The organism is Blautia luti (assembly GCF_033096465.1).
GTDB lineage: Bacteria > Bacillota > Clostridia > Lachnospirales > Lachnospiraceae > Blautia_A > Blautia_A luti.
This window is the reverse complement of record NZ_AP028156.1, coordinates 2724535-2748618: the sequence shown is the minus strand read 5'-3', so window position 1 is coordinate 2748618 and position 24084 is coordinate 2724535. Positions and strand designations below refer to the sequence as shown.

The 24084-nt window shown below is 41.0% G+C and carries 21 protein-coding genes and 2 pseudogenes; 22 read left to right on the top strand and 1 reads right to left on the bottom strand.

Going from position 1 to position 24084, the window contains the following annotated elements:
- Positions 1–163: 163 nt before the first annotated feature.
- The 19 genes from R8695_RS12705 (at position 164) to R8695_RS12615 (ending at position 20869) form a co-directional block, all read left to right on the top strand.
- Positions 164–2062 carry an OPT family oligopeptide transporter gene (locus R8695_RS12705; RefSeq protein WP_118509335.1) on the top strand — a complete coding sequence of 633 codons (1899 nt, stop codon included), beginning with the start codon at positions 164–166 and terminating at the stop codon, positions 2060–2062.
- A complete protein-coding gene (locus tag R8695_RS12700) occupies positions 2062–2430 on the top strand; it encodes a PqqD family protein (RefSeq protein WP_118509336.1) in 369 nt (122 codons plus the stop codon). Before R8695_RS12705 ends, R8695_RS12700 begins: the two co-directional genes overlap by 1 nt.
- Positions 2431–2537: 107 nt before the next feature.
- Entirely contained in the window at positions 2538–3410 is an 873-nt protein-coding gene (locus R8695_RS12695; protein ID WP_154781017.1) for a YitT family protein, read from the top strand.
- A 185-nt stretch (positions 3411–3595) separates the two neighbouring features.
- Entirely contained in the window at positions 3596–4684 is a 1089-nt protein-coding gene (locus R8695_RS12690; protein WP_118509338.1) for a PucR family transcriptional regulator, read from the top strand.
- Between the two features lie 283 nt (positions 4685–4967).
- Positions 4968–5651, top strand: coding sequence for a cell division ATP-binding protein FtsE (gene ftsE, locus R8695_RS12685; protein ID WP_118509339.1), 684 nt, complete (start codon positions 4968–4970; stop codon positions 5649–5651).
- Complete coding sequence (gene ftsX, locus R8695_RS12680) at positions 5641–6546, top strand: permease-like cell division protein FtsX (RefSeq protein ID WP_154781018.1); 906 nt, start codon at positions 5641–5643, stop codon at positions 6544–6546. The genes ftsE and ftsX overlap by 11 nt, the downstream gene beginning before the upstream one ends.
- A gap of 62 nt (positions 6547–6608) precedes the next feature.
- Positions 6609–7793, top strand: coding sequence for a S41 family peptidase (locus R8695_RS12675; protein WP_154781019.1), 1185 nt, complete (start codon positions 6609–6611; stop codon positions 7791–7793).
- 96 nt (positions 7794–7889) lie between these two features.
- Complete coding sequence (locus tag R8695_RS12670) at positions 7890–8423, top strand: hypothetical protein (RefSeq protein ID WP_154781020.1); 534 nt, start codon at positions 7890–7892, stop codon at positions 8421–8423.
- A 402-nt stretch (positions 8424–8825) separates the two neighbouring features.
- Positions 8826–8990 (top strand): hypothetical protein, encoded by a 165-nt coding sequence (locus tag R8695_RS12665; protein WP_167515506.1) that lies wholly within the window; start codon positions 8826–8828, stop codon positions 8988–8990.
- Between the two features lie 24 nt (positions 8991–9014).
- Positions 9015–10688 (top strand): IS66 family transposase, encoded by a 1674-nt coding sequence (locus R8695_RS12660; protein WP_195979764.1) that lies wholly within the window; start codon positions 9015–9017, stop codon positions 10686–10688.
- Positions 10689–11053: 365 nt separating this feature from the next.
- Positions 11054–12160, top strand: a complete 1107-nt coding sequence (locus tag R8695_RS12655; RefSeq protein ID WP_154780191.1) for an RNA-guided endonuclease TnpB family protein — start codon at positions 11054–11056, stop codon at positions 12158–12160.
- A gap of 498 nt (positions 12161–12658) precedes the next feature.
- Entirely contained in the window at positions 12659–13528 is an 870-nt protein-coding gene (locus R8695_RS12650; RefSeq protein ID WP_118512491.1) for a DegV family protein, read from the top strand.
- Positions 13529–13622: 94 nt separating this feature from the next.
- Positions 13623–15560, top strand: a complete 1938-nt coding sequence (locus tag R8695_RS12645; protein ID WP_330585104.1) for a bifunctional metallophosphatase/5'-nucleotidase — start codon at positions 13623–13625, stop codon at positions 15558–15560.
- Between the two features lie 139 nt (positions 15561–15699).
- The gene (locus tag R8695_RS12640) at positions 15700–16344 is read left to right on the top strand and encodes an IS607 family transposase (RefSeq protein WP_154780192.1); all 645 of its coding nucleotides are present in this window, start codon (positions 15700–15702) and stop codon (positions 16342–16344) included.
- Complete coding sequence (locus R8695_RS12635) at positions 16307–17470, top strand: RNA-guided endonuclease InsQ/TnpB family protein (RefSeq protein WP_154780193.1); 1164 nt, start codon at positions 16307–16309, stop codon at positions 17468–17470. The genes R8695_RS12640 and R8695_RS12635 overlap by 38 nt, the downstream gene beginning before the upstream one ends.
- A gap of 357 nt (positions 17471–17827) precedes the next feature.
- Complete coding sequence (locus R8695_RS12630) at positions 17828–18301, top strand: NADAR family protein (protein WP_118508267.1); 474 nt, start codon at positions 17828–17830, stop codon at positions 18299–18301.
- Positions 18302–18410: 109 nt separating this feature from the next.
- A complete protein-coding gene (locus R8695_RS12625; protein WP_118508268.1) occupies positions 18411–19028 on the top strand; it encodes a flavodoxin family protein in 618 nt (205 codons plus the stop codon).
- 91 nt (positions 19029–19119) lie between these two features.
- Positions 19120–19788, top strand: a complete 669-nt coding sequence (locus R8695_RS12620; protein WP_118573895.1) for a response regulator transcription factor — start codon at positions 19120–19122, stop codon at positions 19786–19788.
- Between the two features lie 229 nt (positions 19789–20017).
- Positions 20018–20869: a sensor histidine kinase gene (locus R8695_RS12615; protein WP_243139503.1), complete on the top strand. Its 852-nt coding sequence runs from the start codon at positions 20018–20020 to the stop codon at positions 20867–20869.
- On the opposite strand, the pseudogene R8695_RS17735 reads toward R8695_RS12615, so the two are convergent.
- Positions 20805–20978, bottom strand: a pseudogene (locus tag R8695_RS17735) (DUF6783 domain-containing protein). The gene R8695_RS12615 and the pseudogene R8695_RS17735 sit on opposite strands and share 65 nt — an antisense overlap.
- On the opposite strand from R8695_RS17735, the pseudogene R8695_RS17730 reads away from it, so the two are divergent.
- From R8695_RS17730 to R8695_RS12595, 3 genes and pseudogenes are all read left to right on the top strand, one after another.
- Positions 20937–21065: pseudogene (locus tag R8695_RS17730) on the top strand (DUF6783 domain-containing protein); the annotation flags it as partial. The pseudogenes R8695_RS17735 and R8695_RS17730 sit on opposite strands and share 42 nt — an antisense overlap.
- A gap of 126 nt (positions 21066–21191) precedes the next feature.
- Positions 21192–21959, top strand: coding sequence for an ABC transporter ATP-binding protein (locus tag R8695_RS12600; RefSeq protein ID WP_154780195.1), 768 nt, complete (start codon positions 21192–21194; stop codon positions 21957–21959).
- Positions 21952–23973 carry an FtsX-like permease family protein gene (locus R8695_RS12595; RefSeq protein WP_154780196.1) on the top strand — a complete coding sequence of 674 codons (2022 nt, stop codon included), beginning with the start codon at positions 21952–21954 and terminating at the stop codon, positions 23971–23973. Before R8695_RS12600 ends, R8695_RS12595 begins: the two co-directional genes overlap by 8 nt.
- Positions 23974–24084 lie beyond the last annotated feature (111 nt).

Sequence of the window (24084 nt, the reverse complement as noted above, 5' to 3'; positions counted from 1 at the left end):
CAAAAATATGCTGTTTGAGCGTGATGATATGTTAAGAGATTATCGAGTTAGCACGCCAATGTGGTAAAGTGCATAAAAAACCAGTTTTTTCACCTTGCCTTTTTGTATAAATTTCGCTATAATGTTCTATGTTTATAAATCAATACAAAAGGGAGAGGAAATCATGGACAAAAACAAAGAGTTCAAACCGTATATTCCGGCTGACAAGATCACACCTGAATTTACGGTGACATCCATCATCATGGGTGTTATCCTTGCAGTTATCTTCGGTGCAGCCAATGCTTATCTTGGTCTGCGTGTAGGTATGACTGTATCTGCTTCCATTCCGGCAGCAGTTATTTCCATGGGCGTAATTCGCAAGATCATGAAAAAGAACTCCATTCTGGAGAGCAACATGGTCCAGACAATCGGTTCAGCCGGTGAATCACTGGCAGCCGGTGCAATTTTCACAATGCCTGCTCTGTTCCTCTGGGCAGAAGAAGGACTTTGTGAAATGCCGGGTATCGTGGAAATCACATTAATCGCACTTTGCGGTGGTGTTCTTGGTGTACTTTTTATGGTGCCACTTCGTAACGCACTGATCGTAAAAGAGCATGCAACACTTCTTTATCCTGAAGGAACTGCCTGCGCAGATGTTCTTCTTGCAGGTGAAGAGGGTGGTGCAAACGCTGCGACAGTATTCTCAGGTATGGGAATCGCAGCGATCTTTAAATTTGTCGTTGACGGTTTAAAGGTAATCCCTGCAGACGTTGCAGCAGCATTTAAAGGATTCAAAGGTGAAATTGGTATGGAATGCTATCCTGCACTTCTCGGTGTTGGATATATCGTAGGACCAAGAATCGCATCCTTTATGTTTGTTGGTTCTCTTATTGGCTGGATGGTGCTGATTCCGGTAATCTGTCTGTTCGGAGCTGATACAGTTATGTATCCCGGAACAGAAACAATTTCTGCTCTTTATGCAGCAGGCGGAGCATCTAAAATCTGGAGTACTTATGTAAAATATATCGGAGCAGGAGCTATCGCAACAGGTGGTATTATTTCCCTGATCAAATCCCTGCCTCTGATCATTACAACCTTCCGCGATTCCATGAAGAGCATGAAGGGCGGTAAGAATACAAGTACAGAAAGAACCGCACAGGATCTTCCGATGAACATTATCCTGATCGGTATTGTGGCAATGGTTGCAATCATCTGGCTTGTTCCGGCTATCCCGGTTAACCCGATCGGTGCGCTGATCATCGTAATCTTCGGCTTCTTCTTTGCAACTGTATCTTCCCGTATGGTTGGTCTTGTAGGAAGCTCCAACAACCCTGTATCAGGTATGGCTATCGCTACTCTTCTGATCGCAACAATGATTATCAAAGCATCCGGCAAAACCGGTATCGACGGAATGAAAGCAGCAATTGCTATCGGTTCCGTAATCTGTATCGTAGCAGCAATCGCAGGTGATACTTCACAGGATTTAAAGACAGGTTATCTTCTTGGTGCAACTCCTAAGAAACAGCAGATCGGTGAGCTTATCGGTGTTGTTGCTTCCGGTCTTGCTATCGGTGGTGTTCTTTATCTTCTGAACACTGCATGGGGATACGGAAGTGCAGAAGTACCTGCTCCTCAGGCAACTCTGATGAAGATGATCGTAGAAGGTATCATGGGCGGCAAGCTTCCATGGACACTGGTATTTATCGGTGTATTCCTTGCAATTGGTCTGGAAATCTTAAGAATTCCGGTTATGCCATTTGCTATCGGTCTTTACCTTCCAATCTACCTCAACGCTACTATCATGATCGGTGGTGTTGTTCGTATGTTCGTTGACGGCAGAAAGAACGTTGATGCTAAGACTAAAGAGGCACAGGCAACAGACGGTACACTTTATTGTGCTGGTATGATCGCCGGTGAAGGTCTTGTAGGTATCTTACTTGCAATTCTTGCAGTTGTAAACGTAAGTGGTGTATTCGATCTTTCCGGAAGCCTTAACCTTGGAAATGCCGGCGGCGTGATCATTATGGTTCTTATGATCCTGTTCCTGATGAAATTCAGTATCTGGAAAAAGAAGAAAGCCTGATGAAAAATAATAAAAAGAAAGAGCAGCAGATCAATTATCTGGATCTGATTCCTGAGCGTTCCGGTCAGCTTCGCTGGCATGAGGACATCAGAGGGAAAATGGTGTTGGAAATAGAAAATAAAGGTGCGTTCAATACGATCGCGCAGAAACTGTTCAATAAACCCAGATATACGAAGATACATCTGGATCAGAACGGAACTTTTATCTGGCCGCTGATTGATGGTAAGAAAACAGTGGCAGAGATTGCGGCACTGGTGAAAGAGGAATTCGGAGAGAAAGCAGAGCCTCTTTATCCGAGGATCGTAAAGTATTTCCAGATAATGGAGAGCTATCATTTTGTTGATTTTATCAATAAGCCGAAGAAATAAGGCTAAAATAAGAACGGGAGCAGTCCTTGAGGGATTGCTGCCGTTCTTGTAGTTTACAGAAAAATAATTACAGCGCAGTGATGAAGTGATAGCATGGAGGAAAAGTGATGTTAAAAGTAAATGGGAAAAAGCCGGTAGGGCTGGATTATCTGATGATCATTGTGGGAACCGGTTTGATGTCCCTTGCTATTAATTCTGTATTTGATGCAGCAGGAATGGTAACCGGGGGCTTTTCAGGTATCGCCATTATTATTAAGGCATGGACGAAGAATCTAATAGAAGGCGGAATACCTCTCTGGGTTACAAACTGTGTATTAAACCTTCCACTGTTTGTTATTGCCTGGAAGGTGAGAGGATTTTCTTTTATAAAAAGAGCCATACTGGGTGAAATCTCCCTTTCTGTATGGCTGGCCATCCAGCCGGTATGGAATCTGGCAGGAAATGATCTGCTTCTTTCGGCATTGTACGGTGGTGTGATCCAGGGGGTAGGAATTGGTCTGGTTTTCCTGGGAGGTGGAACAACCGGAGGAACAGACATGATGGCTGCTATTATCCAGAAATTCCTGAAACATTATTCCATTGCACAGATCATGCAAGTGATCGATGCAATGGTTGTGCTTGTGGGAATGTATGTGTTCGGTGTTCATAAAGCTTTATATGCCATCATCGCAGTATATCTGGTGACCAAGGTTTCTGATGGACTGATCGAAGGTTTGAAATTTTCCAAGGCAGCCTATATCATCACAGGAAAGCCAAAAGAGATTTCAGATATGATCATCAATGACCTTGATCGTGGAGTCACAGGAATCAATGCAAGAGGAATGTATTCCGGTCAGGATAAGCTGATGCTCTTCTGTGTAGTGAACAAAAAAGAAATTATCATGTTGAAGGAAAAGGTGGATAAGATCGATCCGGATGCATTTGTGATCGTTACAGATGCAAGAGAAGTACATGGAGAAGGATTTATCGAGAAAAAATAATCAAAAGCGTCAATTTATAGGACAAAACTGAGCAAAATATAAAAAAAGTTATACAAAAAATTGTAAGTTTTTTCATCTTTCCTCTTTTATTTTTGGTGAATTTGTATTAAAATGTATTGCAGGTATAAAGATTTATGGTTAAAACGGAAGAACAAACACTATAGATGAGAAGGGATTGAATTTGGATGATATCGAATCAGGTGCTTCAGAATACTCTTGAAGGATTAAAAGAAATTTCAAGAACAGAATTTTGTGTAATTGATACAGAGGGGAAAGTGCTTGCAAGTACATTTGCAGATTTTTCCATTGCATCAGCAGATGTGCAGGCTTTTGTAGAGTCTCAGGCTGACAGTCAGCTTGTAAAAGGCTACCAGTATTTTAAAGTCTGTGATGATTATCAGCTGGAATATATTCTGGTTGCTCACGGTGATGATGAGGATACTTATATGGTGGGCAAGCTGGCAGCATTCCAGATCCAGAATCTGATCGTAGCCTATAAGGAACGGTTTGATAAAGACAGCTTTATCAAGAACCTTCTCCTTGACAATCTGCTTCTGGTGGATATTTATAATCGTGCGAAGAAACTTCATATTGAAGCGGATGTACGCCGAGTGGTAATGATCCTGGAAATGCCTCAGGAGAAAGACCACAGTTCCATGGAGAGCGTGAAGAGCCTTTTCGGCGGCAAGAGCAAGGATTTTATTACAGCAGTAGATGAGAAGAGCATCATTATTGTAAAAGAACTGGATGAAGGCGAGAACTATCCGGAGATGGATCAGCTTGCCCATACGATCCTGGATACACTTGGCATGGGAAATGACGGCAGAACACATATGGCATATGGAACCATCGTCAATGAACTGAAAGAAGTATCACGTTCCTATAAAGAAGCCCGTATGGCACTGGATGTAGGAAAGATCTTCTTCGGGGATAAAGAGGTTATTGCATACAGTTCACTTGGAATCGGACGTCTGATCTATCAGCTCCCGATCCCGCTGTGTAAAATGTTCATAAAGGAGATCTTCGGCGGCAAGTCCCCTGACGATTTCGATGAAGAGACTCTTGTTACCATTGACAAATTCTTCGAGAACAGTCTCAACGTATCCGAAACTTCCAGACAGCTTTACATCCATAGAAACACTCTGGTTTATCGTCTCGATAAACTTCAGAAAAGCACAGGGCTTGACCTCCGTGTATTCGAAGATGCCATCACATTCAAGATCGCGCTGATGGTAGTACGGTATATGAAATATATGGAAACATTGGAGTACTGATGCCGTATTTTAGCGGAAAAGAGACGTTTTGAACAACTAAAAAAAGAAACTTTGTCTACCAGATGCCTGCCGTTTTTTACGGCAGGCATTATTGCTGTCAGATATCTGCTCTTTACAAATTCTCTGCAACAGTGTATAGTTAAAATTCGGGTTGTGTAGGAACACGGAGTGAACGTCAATAAGTATGAACATTCTATGAAACCTGAAAACACCCTCTTGCACAAATCGGAAACGTATATTACAATAATATTACGAAAACATTAACCATTTGGAGGAAACATACATGATAGACCTTGTAGATGTAAGCAAGTCCTACGGACCCGGGCTTCCGGCCGTGAACCATGTGAACTTACATATAGATAAAGGTGAATTCGTATTTATAGTAGGAAACAGCGGATCAGGAAAAACAACCCTGGTGAAGCTTCTTATGAAAGAACTGGATTCCACATCCGGCCAGATCACTGTAAGCGGAGAGCGCCTTGAAGGAATGAAACACAGACGAGTAGCCAAATACCGCCGTAAACTCGGGGTAGTATTTCAGGATTTCCGTCTTCTGAAAGACAGAAACGTATACGAGAACGTAGCTTTCGCCCAGCGTGTGGTAAACAGACCTACCCGCGTCATCCGTAAAAGGGTTCCGGAAGTTCTTCAGGAGGTAGGACTTGCCGGTAAATATAAATCCAATCCGGATGAGTTATCCGGAGGAGAACAGCAGAGAGTAGCACTGGCCAGAGCTCTGGTAAACCGCCCGGATATCCTTCTGGCAGATGAGCCAACCGGAAACCTGGATCCGAAGACTTCCGAAGAGATCATGAAACTTCTGGAACAGATCAACGACAGAGGAACCACAGTAGTGGTTGTTACACATAACAAAGAAATCGTAAACGCCATGCGTAAACGAGTTGTGACCATGCACGAAGGTTCCATTATAAGTGACGAGAAAGAGGGAGAATATCATGAGGCCTAGTACAATCTGGTACACCCTGAAACAGGGTGTCAAAAATATCAAAAGAAACTGGATGTTTTCCCTGGCTTCCATTATTACCATGGCTGCCTGCATTTTTCTGTTCGGGATTTTCTTTTCTATTGTAAATAATGTCAATAACATTGCACATAAAGTAGAGCAGGAAGTACCCATCACCGTATTCTTTGATGAGGAAACTACAAATAAGCAGATCAAAGCCATCGGGAAAAAGATTAAAGCCCGTCCGGAAGTAGAGAAGATCGAGTACCAGTCAGCAGATGATGCATGGCAGGAATATAAAGATCAGTATTTCCAGGGATCAGAAGCGGCAGATGGATTCAAGGACGATAATCCGCTTGCCAATTCAGCGAACTACCGTGTATATATGAATGACATCACGAAACAGACAGAACTTGTTTCTTATATACAGGAACTGAAACATGTAAGAAAAGTCAACCAGTCGGAAGAAGCTGCGAAGACGCTGGGAAATGTAAACAAACTGGTTTCCTATGTTTCCATTGCGATCATTGTGCTGCTTCTGGTTATTTCCATTTTCCTGATCAGTAATACTGTGTCAGTAGGTATTGCTGTACGTAAGGATGAGATTGGAATCATGAAATATATAGGAGCTACTGATGCGTTTGTCCGGGCACCTTTCGTTCTGGAGGGAATTGTTCTGGGCGTTATCGGAGCGGCTGTTCCGCTGATCGGTCTGTATTTCTGTTATAATGGAGCAGTATCCTATATTCTCACGAAATTTAATGTGCTCAGCGGAGTGGTGGATTTCATTCCTGTATGGCAGATTTATCAGACATTGCTTCCTATCAGTCTCGGACTTGGAATCGGAATCGGTCTGATCGGAAGTTTCTTTACAACCAGAAAACATTTAAGAGTATAGTACAAAAGCAGTCGCCGGATTTTACCGACGGCTGTTTCTTTATAAAGAAGTGGAGAATAAACATGAAAAATAAAGAATTCTGGAAAGGCACCCTTGCGGGAGGCCTTGTTGTGGCAGTACTGGGAACAGGAGTGTTTTATGGTGTGAATTACACAGGCGGGAAAAGTGTGCTCAGTGACAGAAAGTGTACCGTGAAACTGGCAGCACTGGAGAAAATCATTGATGAGTCTTATCTGGGAGATAAGGATCAGGAGAAATTAAAAGAAGGTCTTTATACAGGACTGATCTACGGCCTGGATGATCCTTATTCCAGATATTATACAGCAGAAGAATACGAAGAAGAAAACACCTCCAATCAGGGAACTTATCAGGGAATTGGAATTTCCATGGAGAAGAACAAAGAAGGAGGGATACGGATCGTAGAATGCTATGAGGGCGGTCCCGGGGAAGCGGCAGGCCTGAAGAAAGATGATATCGTCAGCGCCATTGACGGGGAAGATATTACAGATACAGCAGTTTCTGATGTGGCAGATATGATCCGGAATTCAGACAAAGAAAGCGTGGTGCTTACTGTCCACAGAGAGAATGTGGAAGAACCCATGAAGATCAAAGTTTCCATAACCGATGTGGAACTGCCCTCTGTATTCCATGAAATGCTGGATGACCAGATTGGTTATATCCGTATTACAGAATTTAAAGGCGTGACCTGCGAGCAGTATCGTGAGGCATTTCAGAATCTGGATGAACAGGAAATGAAACGTCTGATCGTAGATCTTAGGGACAATCCGGGAGGTCTTCTGGACTCTGTATGCGAGATACTCAGAGAGATTCTGCCGGAAGGCCTGATCGTATATACAGAGGATAAAGACGGAAACAGAGAAGAACAAACCTGTGATGGCAAAAATGAACTCCAGATTCCACTTGCAGTCCTGGTAAATGAAAACAGCGCCAGCGCATCGGAGATTTTTGCCGGTGCAGTACAGGACTATGGAATCGGAACCATCGTAGGTACAACTACTTATGGAAAAGGAGTGGTACAGTCCATCCGTCAGCTCTCAGACGGAAGTGCCATCAAACTGACCATCGCCAACTACTACACTCCAAAAGGAAACAACATCAACAAAATAGGGATCAAACCGGACATAGAAGTTTCCCTGGATACCAGCCTTCTAAATAAAGATAAAGACGAGATTACTCATGAAGAAGACAATCAGCTGCAGGAAGCCATAAAGGCAGTAGAAAAATAAATTCTGCTGTACTTGTATCAGATAGAGCGATACAATAAGAAAAAGAAAGGCATGTCCTATGAGAATTTACAAATAAGCAGGAAAGGAAGTCGTGCAGTGTTTTTTAAAAGAAATATGCCAAAGGCAACAGCTGATGTTGATGGAAAGACAGTCAGTCTTTTGCCGGAACTGGCAGGATATGGTGAAAATCTGATCTGTGACAGTGTACGTCAGTACTTTTGCGGTAAAAAAGAAGTTCAGCTGTTCTATCAGACCAGATTTTATGATACTGACAGACAGCGGAAATGGTCTGACTGGGGCTTTTCGGGATGTGTATTGAAAATAAAAGACAGCTGTATAAAGGGACAGATTTACTGTTATAAGGAAAAGGTGTACCAGAGGATCCTACCGGCAGGATATTCGAAAGCCGGGAAGTTAAAGGGGTTTCAGGTTTATTCGGCAGATGGAAATTACAAACAGCATGAACTGGATACAGTCTTGGGCTGGCTGGAAGAAAATCTGTGCGGGATTCTTTCCTATATGTATGCAGTGAATCTTCAGGAAGGGGTGATGGAAATTATTTTCCGGGATCTGGAGCTGTATCCCGTGGAAGTGATTGGTGAAAGAATAATGGAATCTATGAAAAAGTAAAAATAACAGGAGAAAAGGACAATGAAAAGAAAAGGTTTAACAACCGTAGCAAGAATTCCCTCCCCTCTATAGGTGATGGGATGAATTGCACATTCGAGCATGTCGTTACTGTTCAAAGGTGTGTATAAGTCATTGTAAAAAGTGACGAAATTATTTTTTCTATTTTGTGGATAATTATCTTCAGCAGAAAAAACTGTGTTTATAGTTTTTTCTGCTGTTCTTTTTCACAAAAGTTATACACCGAATCTTATCCATTCTTTCAGACAGAGGCCTTATATCTGCTCATTTTTAATCTTATAATGGAGATTTATCCACAGTCAGATTGCCCAATGGGTCATTTCCGGGAATTCGCTTTTTTCTGCATTTCTGCTATACTTTTTTCAAGAAAGAGAGGTTGTTTTTATGGAGATTGATTTTATACAGGAACTAAAAAAACGTGATGAACTTCTTGACGGCTATCTCAGGCAGATCGAGATCCAGGAGGAATTCATCCAGAAACAGAAAGAGCTGATCGAATATCTCGAGGATCATATCTCAAAGATCACAGATATCGTCAGCAGTGTTTAGCAGGACTGTACCGGAGGAAAACGTATGCCTGATACTTATGATCATATCACTCTCATGTGTCGGCTGAAAGCTGCACAACGCAGAAACAAAGAACTGGAATCTGGCGAAAGATATATCCAGTTAGAAGAACTTCATCAGAAAGAGTACAACGTTTATGAACATAAGATTGAGAAGCTGAAAAAAGAACTTGCAGATGCGCACAAAGAAACGATCCGTGTGCGCAATTACTGGCTTCAGGTACTGGAGGATATGCTCCGAGAGTTTGAAAAGGCACAAAAAAGGTCCGCGCAGGAACTCCGAAAAATGGAGATCCGTGCACTGAATGCAGAAAAGCAAAGAGATGATGCACTGGATAAAGCAGCCGTTTTCAGACATCAGTTTTATGAAGCGGCATCCAGACTGGAAGAAGAACAGGGAAAGAATCTGAAACTACGGGCACAGATCAACCGCGATTATGAAAACTCTTCTATTCCTTCTTCAAAAGCAGTACGACGTAAAAAGATCACAAACAACAGGGAAAAAACAGGCAGAAAACCAGGCGGGCAGCCTGGCCACAAAGGGCACTGCCGGAAAAGGCAGGAGCCTACGCAGCCAGTTATCCTCCTTCCTCCACCTGAAGAAGTGCTCGAAGACTGTGCTTTTAAAAAGACTGCCAGGACCATCATAAAGCAGATGGTAAGTATCCGTATGGTCCTGAATGTAATGGAATATCATGCAGATGTTTATTATAACAGTCATACGGGAGAACGTGCACATGCAGCATTTCCAGATGGAGTTATCGATGATGTGAATTATGATGGCAGCATACGGGCTTTTCTGTTCCTTCTGAACAATGACTGCTGTACATCCATTGATAAGAGCAGAGCTTTTCTGTCCGACCTGACGGGTGGAAAACTGAATATTTCCAAAGGCATGATAAGCAGACTAAACCGGGAGTTTGCTTTAAAAACTGAGCCTGAACGCAGGTCTGCCTATGCAGATATGCTGCTTTCCCCTGTTATGCATACGGATTGTACAAATGCCAGGGAAAACGGAAAGAGCTGCCAGGTATATGTCTGTGCAACCCCGGACGGAAAAGCCCTGTACTTTGCCCGCGAGAAAAAGGGACACGAAGGAGTAAAGGGTACGGTTACAGAAGACTATCAGGGGATCCTTGTCCATGACCATGATATTACCTTTTATAATTATGGAGCAGATCATCAGGAATGCCTTGCCCATGTACTGCGGTATCTGAAAGCCAGCATGGAGAATGAACCAGACCGTACCTGGAATAAAAAAATGCATGCACTGGTGCAGGAAATGGTCCACTTCCGAAATGGATGCCGGCAGCCACACGGGCCAGATCCGGAAATAGTCTCCGGATTCGAAAAACGATACCGTGAGATACTGGAAACTGCCCGGAAAGAATATGAAGACATTCCGGCAAATGATTATTATAAAGACGGGTACAATTTATTCCTGAGAATGGAGAAATACATGCACAACCATCTGTTGTTCCTGCATGATATCCGGGTACCTGCCACGAATAATGAAGCCGAAAGGCTTCTAAGGAATTATAAGCGGAAACAGGCGCAGGCCGTGACATTCAGAAGTTTCGAAAGCATCGATTATCTCTGCCAATGCATGAGCATGCTTGTTTTGATGCGCCTTGAAGATCCGGCAAATATATATGACAGAGTGTCCAGAATATTTGGATAAAGAAAACCGATGGCTTTGACTGTTATCAGTCTACACCATCGGTTTTCTCAAGTCCAGCTAACCCTTGAACAGTAACAGCATGTCTGCTCAAATTCATAAAAAATCACAAAAACACTTGTTCTGATACAATAAATATATTATAATAGAAAAAGAACAATATGCTCTTGAAAATTGGATGGTCGAAATAAGCAATAAGTGAGTGTACATAATGAGTTTAGATAATAATTCTCATTCAGTGTTTTTGTTTGATTCTGGTTATGAAATATAGCAGAAAGATGCTGGACGATAAGATGTCAGAGAGAACAAAAGAAATTTTTGAAATATAGTACCTGTTGAAACAATCCATCAGTATATAGAGAGTCAGGGTGAGAAAGATAAACCGGGCAGTAAAAATAAGGATCTATCCAAATAAAGAACAGATAGCCCAGATAGAGAAGACAATCGGCTGCAGTCGTTTTCTCTATAACCGGATGCTTGCGGATAAGATCCGTTATTATCAGGAAGAAAAAAAGATGCTGAAAAATACGCCGGCCGGATATAAAAAAGAATATCCATGGCTGAAAGAGGTAGATTCTCTTGCGCTGGCGAATGTACAGTTAAATCTGGAAGGGGCTTTCCGGAAATTTTTCCGGGAACCGGGAGTGGGATTTCCGCATTATAAATCAAAAAAACATTCGCGGAAATCCTATACAACGAATATGGTAAATGGGAATATCTGTCTGCAGGACAGGTTCCTGAAACTGCCAAAGATGCAGCCGGTAAAAATAAAACTCCACCGTATGATCCCGGAGGGATGGAAGCTGAAATCAGTGACTGTGAGCAGGGAACCGTCCGGAAAATATTTTGGCAGCCTGCTGTTCGACTGTGAAAACCAAACAGCGGAGAAAAGACAGGCGGAAAAATTTCTTGGGATCGATTTTGCCATGCATGGGATGTGTGTATTTTCTACCGGTGAAAGAGCCGGATATCCCATGTTTTACCGGAATGCAGAGAAAAAACTTGCCCGGGAACAGAGAAAGCTTTCCAGATGTGAAAAGGGCAGCCGTAACTATCAGAAACAGAAGAAAAAGATTGCATTATATCATGAAAAGGTAAAGAACCAGAGGAAGGACTTCCAGCATAAGCTCAGTCACAGCCTTGCAGAAGACTATGACGCGGTATGTGTGGAGGATTTGAACCTGAAGGGGATAGCCGGAGGCCTGCATTTCGGAAAAGGGATACAGGATAACGGATACGGTCAGTTCCTTTCCATGCTTGGATATAAGCTGGAAGAACGTGGAAAATATCTGATAAAAGTAGACAGACATTTTGCATCCAGTAAGATATGCAGCGTATGTGGACATAAGAAGAAAGAGCTGGCATTATCAGAACGGACATACCTATGCGAATGTGGAAACCGGATGGACCGGGATGTGAATGCGGCGGTCAATATTCTGGAAGAAGGAAAAAGAATATATAAAAAATGTGCATAATAGTACAGAAAAGATCCGTAACCGGATAAAAAAGAACCGCGGGACACGCGGGGATAGCCTGTTTTAGCTTTGCCCTGAAGGGCAATCGAGCAGGAAGCCCCTACTTCAAAATCTGTAAGATTTAAGTGGAGAGAGCATGTCACGAATGCCAAAACCGTTACGATTTCTTCTTCCAAAACTGTTTCCAAAACGATTTCACGTTTAGGAAAAAAGAAAAAATATTATGTACGGATCCGTACATACAAAACATCAGGCAAAACAAAATACTATTCTACCTGGTCAAAAGCAAAATCAGTTAAGACAAAGTAATGGCAGAACATTTATAACCAAAAGTACAGAACAGTCATTTCCGATTGTTCTGTACTTTTTTTCTTGTCAGATGTAACGGTTTGAAAGAAGAATGGTTGTGAATTAATGTAAATATAGTTGTGAGAGAAAAAATTTGATGCTATACTATACATAGTTATATGAAAATTCAGAAAAAAGAGGACAGACAATATGAACGAATATGTGATCACCACAGACAACAATTCAGACCTTCCAGAGAAATACCTCACCGAGCACGGTGTAGGATGTATGTACCTTAGCTACGCCATGGACGGAAAGAACTATACACACGGAAATTTCCTCCCGGAACATGAATTCTATGAAGCAATGCGAAACGGCTCCATGCCGACCACCGCACAGGTAAACCCGGAGAACGCCAGAGTACTGCTGGAACCATACCTGAAGGAAGGCAAAGATATTCTTCATATTGCATTCTCTTCCGGACTAAGCGGTACATACAACAGCTGCCGCATCGCAGCAGAGGAACTGATGGAAGAATACCCGGACCGCAAGATCATCGTCATAGATTCTCTCGCAGCATCCCTCGGTCAGGGATTTCTGGTCTATCTTGCACAGGAGAAGAAAGAGCAGGGCGAAGATATAGAAACCGTAGCCAGATGGGCAGAAGAGAATAAGCTTCACATAGTACATCTGTTCACAGTCAATGACTTAAATCATCTGTACCGCGGCGGCCGCGTTTCCAGAACTACTGCAGTGGTAGGAAGCATGCTGAACATCAAACCGGTCCTCCATGTGGACAATGACGGAAAACTCACTGCCATTGGTAAAGTTCGCGGCCGTAAGAAATCCCTTCAGGAACTGGTAAAACTCATGGATGAGAAGATAGGCAGCTACCACGACACCTGCCACACCATCTTCATCAGCCACGGCGACTGCGAAGACGAAGCCAACTACGTAGCAGAGAAAGTAAAAGAGAAATACCAGATCAACACCATCATCATGAACCAGGTAGGAGCCACCATCGGCGCCCACTCCGGTCCGGGAACAATGGCATTGTTCTTTGTGGGAGATGAAAGATAATTTAGGTTTTTTATAAATTGGTTTCATGGTATCATTATCCTGCAGGAAGATAAATGATACTGTGGAACCATTTTTGATATTACAGGAGAATTTTATGAAATTATTAAAAAAAGCATTCACATTCATATTTATATTTATGCTGAGCGTTTCAGGGCTGACAGGATATCAGGTAAACGCCTCAGAGGAGCAAAAACATCTGGATATCCTGTTCACCCATGACCTGCATTCCCATTTGAACAGCTTTCAAACGATTGTAGACGGGACACAGCAGGAGACCGGCGGGTTTGCCCGGCTGAAAACATTGATCAATGAGCACGAGAAAGAGAATACAGATACACTCATATTGGATGGCGGAGACTTCTCCATGGGAACTCTGATACAGACTGTATATGACACTGAGGCCGCCGAACTGCGGATGCTTGGATATCTGGGCTGTGATGTGACAACTCTGGGAAATCATGAATTTGATTACGGCTCTGATGGCCTGGCAGATATGCTAAACGCCGCAGTCAGTTCAGGCGAAAACCTTCCCGGGATGGTTGTGTGTAATGTGGACTGGGATGAAATGAAAAAAGCCGGACTTAGTGAAGGGCAGAAACAGATTTATGAAGCATTTCAGACATATGGAGTAAAAGACTATACGGTAATTCAAAAAGGCGATGTAAAGATTGCAGTACTGGGTGTTTTCGGCAAGGATTCTCTGGATTGCGCTCCTACATGCGAGCTTCTTTTCAAAGATCCGTCAGAAGCAGCCAGAGAAACAGTAGAGGAAATAAAGAAGAACGAAGATGTAGACATGATCGCCTGTGTATCACACAGCGGAACATGGGAGGACGAAAAAGTATCAGAGGACGAAATCCTTGCAAAGAATGTTCCGGACATTGATCTGATCGTCAGCGGACATACCCACACACAGTTGGCAGAACCAATCCTGCAGGGAGATACCTGCATCGTATCCTGTGGAGAATATGGGAAAAATCTGGGAACGCTTTCCATGACTCAGAAAGAGAATGGACGATGGGAACCTGATACCTATGAGCTTGTTCCGGTTACGGATGAAATCAAGGCAGATGAAGCCACACAGAAGAAAATAGATGAATTGTCAGATACTGTTGACACCAATTATCTTTCCAATTTTGGTTACACCAGAGAGGAAATTCTGGCAGAGAATGACATTGAATTTAACAGCCTCAGTGAGATGGAAACAAAGCATGAGGAGTTAAATCTGGGAGATATCATATCAGATGCTTATGTATATGCAGTAGAGAATACAGGAGACTCTGACGGAGAAAAAGTAGATGTTGCAATCGTACCTGCCGGAACTGTAAGAGATACTTATACAAAAGGCGATATAACAGTGGAGCAGGTATATAATTCCTTCTCGCTGGGAACAGGAAAGGACGGACTTGCAGGTTATCCTCTGATCAGTGCATATTTAACGGGAAAAGAACTGAAAACAGTGGCAGAGGTAGATGCCTCAATTTCAGATTTTATGACAATAGCCAGATTATATTGCAGTGGAATGAATTTCACCTATAATCCCCACCGCATGATCTTAAATAAAGTAACAGACTGTTATCTGACAGGCAAGGACGGGGAAAGGGAAGAAATACAGGACGATAAATTGTATCATGTTGTCACCGACCTGTACACAGGCCGTATGCTGGGTTCTGTTCTGGACAAATCCTATGGACTGATATCCATCGTCCCTAAGGATAAAGACGGCAATCCCATAGAGAACCTGGAAGATTATGCAGTCATGGATGGAAAAAAAGAACTGAAAGCCTGGGCTGCAATCGCAGAATACATGCAATCCTTTGAAGACACAGACAAAGACGGAATTGCAAATGTGCCGGAATATTATAATACAACACACGAAAGAAAAGTTGTAGACAACAGCAAAAACATCATAAATCTGGTAAAACATCCGAATAAATTTGCCATAGCGATTGTGGGAATCTGTATTGTGGCTGTTGGGGTGATTCTGTTGCTGATCTTTGGAATTGTAAAGATTATCAGAAGAAGGAGATAGCATTTTACTATAAACATTGCATGATCAGTTGCTCTATCAGGAGAAAATTAACAGTTAAATATAAATTATAAAATCATATAAGTATATGTTGAGTTTTATAAGATATTAGAGTAGAATATTATTGAAAGGAGTTGATACTTTGAGTAAATATTATTCTATACATGAATTTTCAAAAATTATAGGCGTATCTGCCCAGACATTACGAAATTGGGATGCCAATGGAAAACTTCATCCGCATCATACTACAGTAAGTGGCTATAGATATTATTCTGATGAGCAACTCAACCAGGTAATAAATGTAAAGCCTAAAAACCGCATTACAATTGGATATTGTCGTGTTTCCAGTCATAAACAAAAAGATGATCTGGAACGACAGATTGATAATGTTAAAACATATCTTCTGGCAAAAGGACAGCCGTTTGAGATAATAAGTGATATCGGTTCCGGAATTAATTATAAGAAAAAAGGGCTCCAGGAATTGATTAGGCTAATATCTCAAAATCAGGTTGAAAAGGTTGTTATTTTGTATAAAGATCGGTTACCGCGATTTGGTTTTGAGTTGATAGAATATATCGCTTCACTTTATAATTGTGAGATTGAGATTATTGATAATACTGAAAAGTCCGAACAGCAGGAACTTGTTGAAGATCTGGTTCAGATAATTACTGTATTCAGTTGCAAATTACAAGGAAAACGAGCAAACAAAGCTAAGAAACTTATCCGGGAATTGATACAGGAGGAAACAGATGGTAAAAGCCATAAAAGTAATGTTGATACCAAATAACGTGCAGAAAACTAAGTTGTTTCAGTACGCCGGTGCTTCAAGATTTGCCTATAACTGGGCTTTGGCCAGGGAAATAGAAAACTATGAAAAAGGCGGAAAATTCATTTCAGATGCAGAACTCAGAAAAGAATTTACAAAGCTTAGACATTCTGATGAATATGCATGGTTATTGAATATTTCAAATAATGTAACAAAACAGGCGATCAAAGATGCCTGTACTGCTTATAAGAACTTTTTCAGGGGTTTGCAGAAATTCCCGAGATTCAAGTCAAAAAAGAGGTCAATGCCGAAGTTCTATCAGGACAACGTTAAGATACGATTTAGTAATACCCACGTTAAATTTGAGGGCTTTTCCTCCAGCAGGAAAGCCAATAAACAAAAAATGAATTGGGTAAGACTTGCAGAACATGGACGAATTCCGACAAATGCTAAATATATGAATCCGCGAATATCCTTTGACGGATTGAACTGGTGGATCAGTGTATGTGTAGAATTTCCTGACTGTAGGGAAATACTTAATGATGACGGAGTCGGTATAGACTTGGGAATCAAAGAACTGGCTGTCTGCTCTGATGGAACTAAGTATAAGAACATCAATAAGAGTCAGAAAATAAAGAAATTAGAAAAACAGAAACGCAGATTACAGCGTAGTATCTCTCGTTCTTACGAGAAAAATAAAAAAGGAGAAAGTTACTGTAAAACAAATAATGTAATCAAAAAGGAAAAACTTTTATTAAAACGAGATCACAGATTAACAAATATCCGTAAAAACTATTTGAATCAGACCATATCTGAGATCATAAATCGAAAACCAAGATTTATATGTATTGAAGATCTGAATGTCAGCGGAATGATGAAAAACAGACATTTATCCAAAGCAGTCCAGGAACAGAGATTTTTTTGGTTTAGAAAACAGCTTGAATATAAGTGCAGTGATAAAGGGATTCAGCTTATTGTGGCTGATCGGTTTTATCCATCATCAAAGCTTTGCAGCTGTTGTGGGAATATCAAAAAAGATTTGAAGTTATCTGACAGATTTTATAGATGTGAGTGTGGGAATATGATTGACAGAGATTTCCAGGCATCTATAAATCTCAAGACTTATGGAGAAAAATTTGCAAGCTAACATTGAAACGTTAATGCAAATATGTACGGATACGTTAGTCCGGAATTTACGCCTATGGAGAGTACAAGAACTTGTGAGTAGATAGATATTTATATCATCAAAAGCATACTCGTTGAAGTAGGAATGAAACATAGAAGTTTATAACTTTTTATAAGTTTTCAGTAACGGGTAAAGGGCGGATATGTGAAAAGCTATTTCTATTTTGGAAAAAAGAAAAAGACCTCATAATATGAAGCCTTTAAAGGCACACACTGTGCAACTGGAAAAACCAGTGAGTAGTGCAAATCCGTAGGGAAAATTAGAACAGTAGTTTATCTAAATTAAATGATTTTATAAAAAGAAAGCAGGTGAAATGTAATGAACGTTATATGTTTCCATAACCCAGATGAAGAAAATGGCTATTTAAGTAACTGGTATCTTAGTCATTTCACAGTCAACGGAATAGATTTTTCGTCAATGGAGCAGTTTATGATGTATCAGAAGGCATATCGCTTTCATGATGAAGAAATAGCTGATAACATACTTCATACAGATAATGTTGCAGAGATTAAGAAATTAGGTCGTAAAGTACATGCCTATGATGAAAATGTCTGGAATGGTGTAAGGCAGATTATTGTTTATGAGGGATTAAAAGCGAAATTCAGTCAAAATGCAGAATTAAAACGACAACTTGTTGATACAGGGGATGCTGTGTTAGCTGAATGCGCAGTAAGAGATCAAATCTGGGGAATAGGTTTATCCATGGGTGATCCAAACAGGTTTGAGCGAAGCAAATGGAAAGGCAACAATCTTCTGGGATATGCTTTAATGTTAGTGAGAGAACAGTTATAAATTCTGATTCTAGAGATGGAAATAGATAAGAAAAACATTTTTTATGAAATCCAGAATAATAAGGAGTTTTTGAATGAGCAAAAAAATAACGAAAAGAGGAAGGTACATAATGAAAGTATTAATGCTCAACGGCAGCCCGAGAACAAAAGGAAATACATTTATTGCATTAGAAGAAATGAAAAAAGTATTCGAAGTAGAAGGTGTAGAAGCGGAAATTGTACAGGTAGGCAATAAAGATGTAAGAGGATGCATTGCCTGTAGACGTTGTGTGGAACTTGGCAAATGTGTTTTTGATGATGTGGTGAATGAACTGGCACCGAAATTTGAAGAAGCAGATGGAATTGTGGTTGCCAGTCCGGTATATTTTGCTTCAGCGAATGCTACACTGATTGCCACCCTTGACAGACTGTTTTTCAGCACATCTTTTGATAAAACAATGAAAGTGGGCGCAAGCGTGGTCTGTGCAAGACGTGGAGGCTGTTCAGCGACTTTTGATGAGCTGAACAAGTATTTTACCATATCAAACATGCCGATTGCGGCTAGCCAGTACTGGAATTGCATACATGGACGCGAACTGGGAGAAGCTGACAGGGATGAAGAAGGAAAGCAGACCATGCGTGTACTCGCCAGAAATATGACTTTTCTGATGAAGAGTATCGAACTTGGTAAAAAGCAGTTTGGACTTCCGGAAAAGGAAGAACATGCATTCACACATTTTATCAGATAGAGATTCATGAGTGCTTTTTAAATGAATCTAGTCACCTGCTGCATTTGCGGAGAGCAATAAGCAGTGGGTGGAACAGAGGGAAGGGATAACTATGTATCGTATTTTTATCGTAGAGGATGATGAGATCATCTCAGAAGTACTGAAAAAGAATCTTTCGTCCTGGGGATATGATGTATCCTGTGCGGAGGATTTTTCCAATATTATACAGGAATTTGTACGCAGAGATCCCCAGCTCGTCCTGCTGGATCTGAAGCTGCCTTTTTATAATGGCTTTCACTGGTGTGAAGAAATACGCAGAATTTCTCAGGTTCCGGTTATCTTTATTTCTTCGGCGGCAGATAATATGAATATGGTTATGGCAATGAGTCGTGGCGCAGATGATTTTATTGCAAAACCATTTGATATGGATGTACTGACTGCCAAAATTCAGGCGATTCTGCGCCGCACATATTCCTTTGGAACTCCGGGAAATGTTCTGGAATATAAAGGGGTTGTTCTGAGTCCTTCCCGCTGTACACTGACGTGGAATGGAAACGATATTGATCTTACGAAAAATGAGCTTCGCATTCTGGAAATATTGATGGAGCATGCCGGAAAGGTTGTTTCCAGAGATGCGATTATGACGAAACTATGGGAGAGTGACAGCTTTATTGATGATAATACGCTGACTGTGAATATTACCCGCCTGCGCAGGAAACTGGAAAAAGAAGGACTGAAAGAATTTATCATTACCAAAAAAGGCCTTGGATATATGGTATAAGACGACAGTATAAATAAAAGGATTTTTTATGAAACTTTTTCTGGATTATATAAGCAAAATTAAATTCTATATCATTCTGCAATTGTTTCCTGTAATGCTTGCAGAAATAATTTTTTTTCTTTATCAGCTGCCGATTGAACCGATGGTGTATGTTACTGTTTTCTGGTTAATAACTGGTATTTGTGCGTGTCTGAACGGATTTTACAGATACAGGAAAAAGGTAGAACAGTTGGAATTGATTGCAGCTGCACCGGATATCAATCTTTCACAGATGGATTCTCCTGTCGGTCAGTATGAAAGATTCCAACAGGAAATTATGCAGCAGTTAAATCAGATGCGTATCGATGTGGAGAATGCCAGCCAGAAGGCATCTGAAGACATGAAAGATTATTATACGATGTGGGCACATCAGATCAAAACGCCGATTTTTGCACTGCGACTTTTGCTTCAGGAGAGTCCTGAGGAAAATAAAGAGAAACTTTCGGAACTTTTTAAAATTGAGCAGTATGTGGAGATGGTTCTTGGTTATCTAAGGACAGAGGATATGTCTTCGGATCTCAAACTTTCCCGTTGTTCTCTTGACCGGATCATACGTGATCAGATTCATAAATATGCAGGAATTTTTGTCTCAAAGAAACTCACACTTACTTATGAAAGTATTTCGCAGGATGTTCTGACGGATGAAAAATGGCTGGGATTTGTGATCGGACAAATTTTATCCAATGCCCTGAAATATACCCGGACCGGAGGAATCAGAATTTATCTGGAGAAAAAATTATCTCTGGACACAGATGATGTAAGCATTTCGATAGGAAATGATGACTGCAATAAAGTAGAAAACCTTACACTGGTCATTGAAGATACCGGAATTGGTATTCGTGCAGAAGATATTCCGCGAATTTTCGAAAAAGGCTACACCGGAGTAAACGGACGGGATGATAACCGCGCAACAGGTATCGGACTGTATCTCAGCAACAAGATTATGCGCAAACTGGGACATCGTCTTTATATAACTTCTACGGAAGGAAAAGGAACGAAAGTATTTCTTGAATTTTCAGTTGAAGATTTGAATATGTATTAGAGCGTGTCTGAAAAATCATTCCCGCAATCTGCACGCCCCACTTTGCGGGATATTTCACCCGAATTCAGTTGCCGTAGCCCACTACGGCGCCCTCATCCGGGCAAAATATCCCACAAATTGTGACGCACATCTTGCAGAAAGCCTTTTTCAGACACGCTCTAGAGTTTTTTTACACGTTTTAGAGGAAACCTGCTAATATTTAAGTGACACGAAACCTTACAGAAATGTAAGGTTTTTTCATATAATGTAACCTGTTTCGATGGCAGAAGCCGTAAAAAATCCTTATACTTACGGTATCAATTAAAAGAAAGGAGCCCCATTTATGGCTTTGCTTGAAGTTACAAATATCAAAAAAATATACAGTACACGTTTCGGGGGAAACAAGGTACAGGCGCTTTCAAATGTTACATTTTCTGTAGAGGAAGGTGAGTTTGTCGCGATTATGGGGGAATCTGGTTCCGGTAAGACAACCTTGCTGAATATTCTTGCGTCTCTGGATCGTCCGACATCCGGAGAGGTTCTTCTGGAAGGAAAAAATATCGTATACCTTACAGAAAAAGAAATATCAGCATTCCGAAGGAAAAATCTTGGATTTGTTTTTCAGGATTTTAATCTGCTGGATACCTTCAGCCTGAGAGATAATATTTATCTTCCACTTGTTCTTACAGGAGAAGATTATCGTGAGATGGAACAGAAAATCCGCCCGATTGCGCAGGTTCTTAAGATCACAGAGCTTCTGGATAAATTTCCATATGAAGTTTCCGGTGGTCAGAAACAACGTGCTGCTGTTGCAAGGGCGTTGATCACGAATCCCAAACTGATTCTTGCGGATGAACCGACGGGCGCACTTGATTCAAAGGCGGCATCAGCACTTCTTTCCGTATTTGGTGAAATCAATGCAGAGGGACAGACAATCCTCATGGTCACACACAGTGCACAGGCAGCCAGCCATGCGTCCAGAGTTCTTTTCATCAAAGACGGAGAAGTTTTTCATCAGATATACAAAGGCAGTAAATCACGTCAGGAAATGTATCAGATGATCGCGGATACGCTTACGATACTTACGACAGGTGGTGAGCAGCATGCATAAGGGAATTTTTTCCAGACTTGCAAAACAGAATATCCGAAACAACAAAAGCACATATATTCCATACATAATCACCTGTATTTTCTGTATTGCAATGATTTATATGATGGAATTTCTGCGTGACTGCCCGACACTGGATCAGGCAGTGCGTCAGGCGGATGAAGTGCGTATGATCGTGTTTACAGGAGAGATAGTCGTAGAGATCTTCTGTATTATTTTTCTGATCTACAGTAATAGTTTTCTAATGAAGAGAAGGCAGAAAGAGATAGGTCTTTATAATATTCTTGGACTGGAAAGAAATCACATTGGAATCGTAATGTTTCTTGAAACGATCATTACCTCAATAGGTTCACTTGCCGGCGGTATTGCAGTCGGAATTATTGGAAGTAAGCTGGCACTTCTTTTGTTGTTAAAGCTGCTTCATATCCCTTCAGTGCTTGGATTTTATATTTCAGTAAAGGGGATTTTTACCTGTCTGTTCATGTTTGGCATCATATTTTTGATGATTCTGTTTCTGAATCTTGCGAAAATTCATTTAAGCCGTCCGGTAGAATTACTTCGCGGTAATAATACCGGAGAAAAAGAGCCGGCAGCAAAATGGCTTATGGCATTGATTGGTTTTATTTGCCTTGGCGCAGGTTATTACCTTGCGGTTACGACTGAATCTCCAATTAAGGCAATTACGATATTTCTTCTTGCTGTTATTCTTGTTATGGCAGGGACTTATCTGCTTTTTACCGCAGGAAGTATTGTGATTCTGAAGTTTCTCCGACTCAGAAAGAGTTTTTATTACAGGACTGGAAATTTTATCAGCATATCGGGAATGCTTTATCGAATGAAGCAGAACGCAATCGGTCTGGCAAGTATCTGTATACTAAGTACAGGTGTTCTGCTTATGATTTCCATGACAGTTTCCATTTATTTCGGAATGAATGATATTATGCTGAATCGCTATCCGTATGATGTTGATATGTCTGTTACCAGCATAAGCGAAGATGAATGTCAGACCGCAATAGAGGCTTTTGAAAAAGCTATTGCGGATAATAAAGTTCCGGTAGAAAAGTCTGTGGAGGAAATCTATCTGGATATCGTATGCAGCAAAAACGGTGATCAGATTCTGATAAAACCAGCAAATACTATTCGAAATTCTGATTCGGTACTGGTACTTTCTCTTTTGAATCAGGCAGAATATGAAAGACTTACAGGAATTTCTGCAAATCTTAAGGATGGTGAAATTTTTGCATGGTATCCTTCAGCTGTGCAGAAAGATTCAGTTACTGTTGATGAGACAGAATTTACAGTGAAAAAATGGCTGGATAAGAATCCCCTGACCTGTGGCGAAGATGCAGTCAGTGATAATGCAGTGCTGGTTGTTACAGATGAAGATTTTAAGAAATTTGACGAGATGCGTACAGAAATGTATAAAGGCGTTTCTTCTGCTCCTGCGGGAGAGGATCTGACACTTCATCTTGGTCTGGATATTACCGGTTCGGAGACAGATAAGATTGATTTTGGAACCCCGGTAATGGAGGTTGTTAAAGACTTGAAGAAAAACGGAGGCTTGTCAGAAAACTCATGGATAACTTCCGGAATCCGCCAGCAGGAATATGAGTCCTATTATGCGGATAATGGTTCTCTTTTGTTTATCGGAATCTTTCTCGGTTCTCTTTTCCTTATGGGAACAGCTATGATTATTTATTATAAACAGATTTCTGAAGGATATGAAGATCAGAAACGATTTGAGATCATGCAGAAGGTTGGATTAAGCCGCCGGGAGGTCAGAAGTTCTGTCCGCAGACAGATTCTGATGGTATTTTTCCTCCCGCTGTTAATGGCAATGCTTCATATTACCATGGCATTTCCAATGATCCGAAGAATGCTCCTGCTCTTTGGAATGACAAATACGAAGCTGTTTATTGGATGTACGGCGGGAACAGTTCTGATTTTTGCTGTTGTGTATGGGTTGATTTATCTTATGACGGCGCGTTCTTACTATCATATTGTAGAACGCAAATAAATATCAGGGTCAGAAGATTCTTAGATTATTCGTGTTTATACGATGAGATTTTGGAAACTTCTGACCCTGATATGTTTATTTATATTTTATGATTAGATAGAATTTTTCAGT

Bases quoted from the DNA above. Each gene is read 5' to 3' on its own strand.
- R8695_RS12705 (WP_118509335.1), top strand. From the start codon at position 164: ATGGACAAAAACAAAGAGTTCAAACCGTATATTCCGGCTGACAAGATC.
- R8695_RS12700 (WP_118509336.1), top strand. From the start codon at position 2,062: ATGAAAAATAATAAAAAGAAAGAGCAGCAGATCAATTATCTGGATCTG.
- R8695_RS12695 (WP_154781017.1), top strand. From the start codon at position 2,538: ATGTTAAAAGTAAATGGGAAAAAGCCGGTAGGGCTGGATTATCTGATG.
- R8695_RS12690 (WP_118509338.1), top strand. From the start codon at position 3,596: ATGATATCGAATCAGGTGCTTCAGAATACTCTTGAAGGATTAAAAGAA.
- ftsE (WP_118509339.1), top strand. From the start codon at position 4,968: ATGATAGACCTTGTAGATGTAAGCAAGTCCTACGGACCCGGGCTTCCG.
- ftsX (WP_154781018.1), top strand. From the start codon at position 5,641: ATGAGGCCTAGTACAATCTGGTACACCCTGAAACAGGGTGTCAAAAAT.
- R8695_RS12675 (WP_154781019.1), top strand. From the start codon at position 6,609: ATGAAAAATAAAGAATTCTGGAAAGGCACCCTTGCGGGAGGCCTTGTT.
- R8695_RS12665 (WP_167515506.1), top strand. From the start codon at position 8,826: ATGGAGATTGATTTTATACAGGAACTAAAAAAACGTGATGAACTTCTT.
- R8695_RS12660 (WP_195979764.1), top strand. From the start codon at position 9,015: ATGCCTGATACTTATGATCATATCACTCTCATGTGTCGGCTGAAAGCT.
- R8695_RS12650 (WP_118512491.1), top strand. From the start codon at position 12,659: ATGAACGAATATGTGATCACCACAGACAACAATTCAGACCTTCCAGAG.
- R8695_RS12645 (WP_330585104.1), top strand. From the start codon at position 13,623: ATGAAATTATTAAAAAAAGCATTCACATTCATATTTATATTTATGCTG.
- R8695_RS12635 (WP_154780193.1), top strand. From the start codon at position 16,307: ATGGTAAAAGCCATAAAAGTAATGTTGATACCAAATAACGTGCAGAAA.
- R8695_RS12630 (WP_118508267.1), top strand. From the start codon at position 17,828: ATGAACGTTATATGTTTCCATAACCCAGATGAAGAAAATGGCTATTTA.
- R8695_RS12625 (WP_118508268.1), top strand. From the start codon at position 18,411: ATGAAAGTATTAATGCTCAACGGCAGCCCGAGAACAAAAGGAAATACA.
- R8695_RS12620 (WP_118573895.1), top strand. From the start codon at position 19,120: ATGTATCGTATTTTTATCGTAGAGGATGATGAGATCATCTCAGAAGTA.
- R8695_RS12600 (WP_154780195.1), top strand. From the start codon at position 21,192: ATGGCTTTGCTTGAAGTTACAAATATCAAAAAAATATACAGTACACGT.
- R8695_RS12595 (WP_154780196.1), top strand. From the start codon at position 21,952: ATGCATAAGGGAATTTTTTCCAGACTTGCAAAACAGAATATCCGAAAC.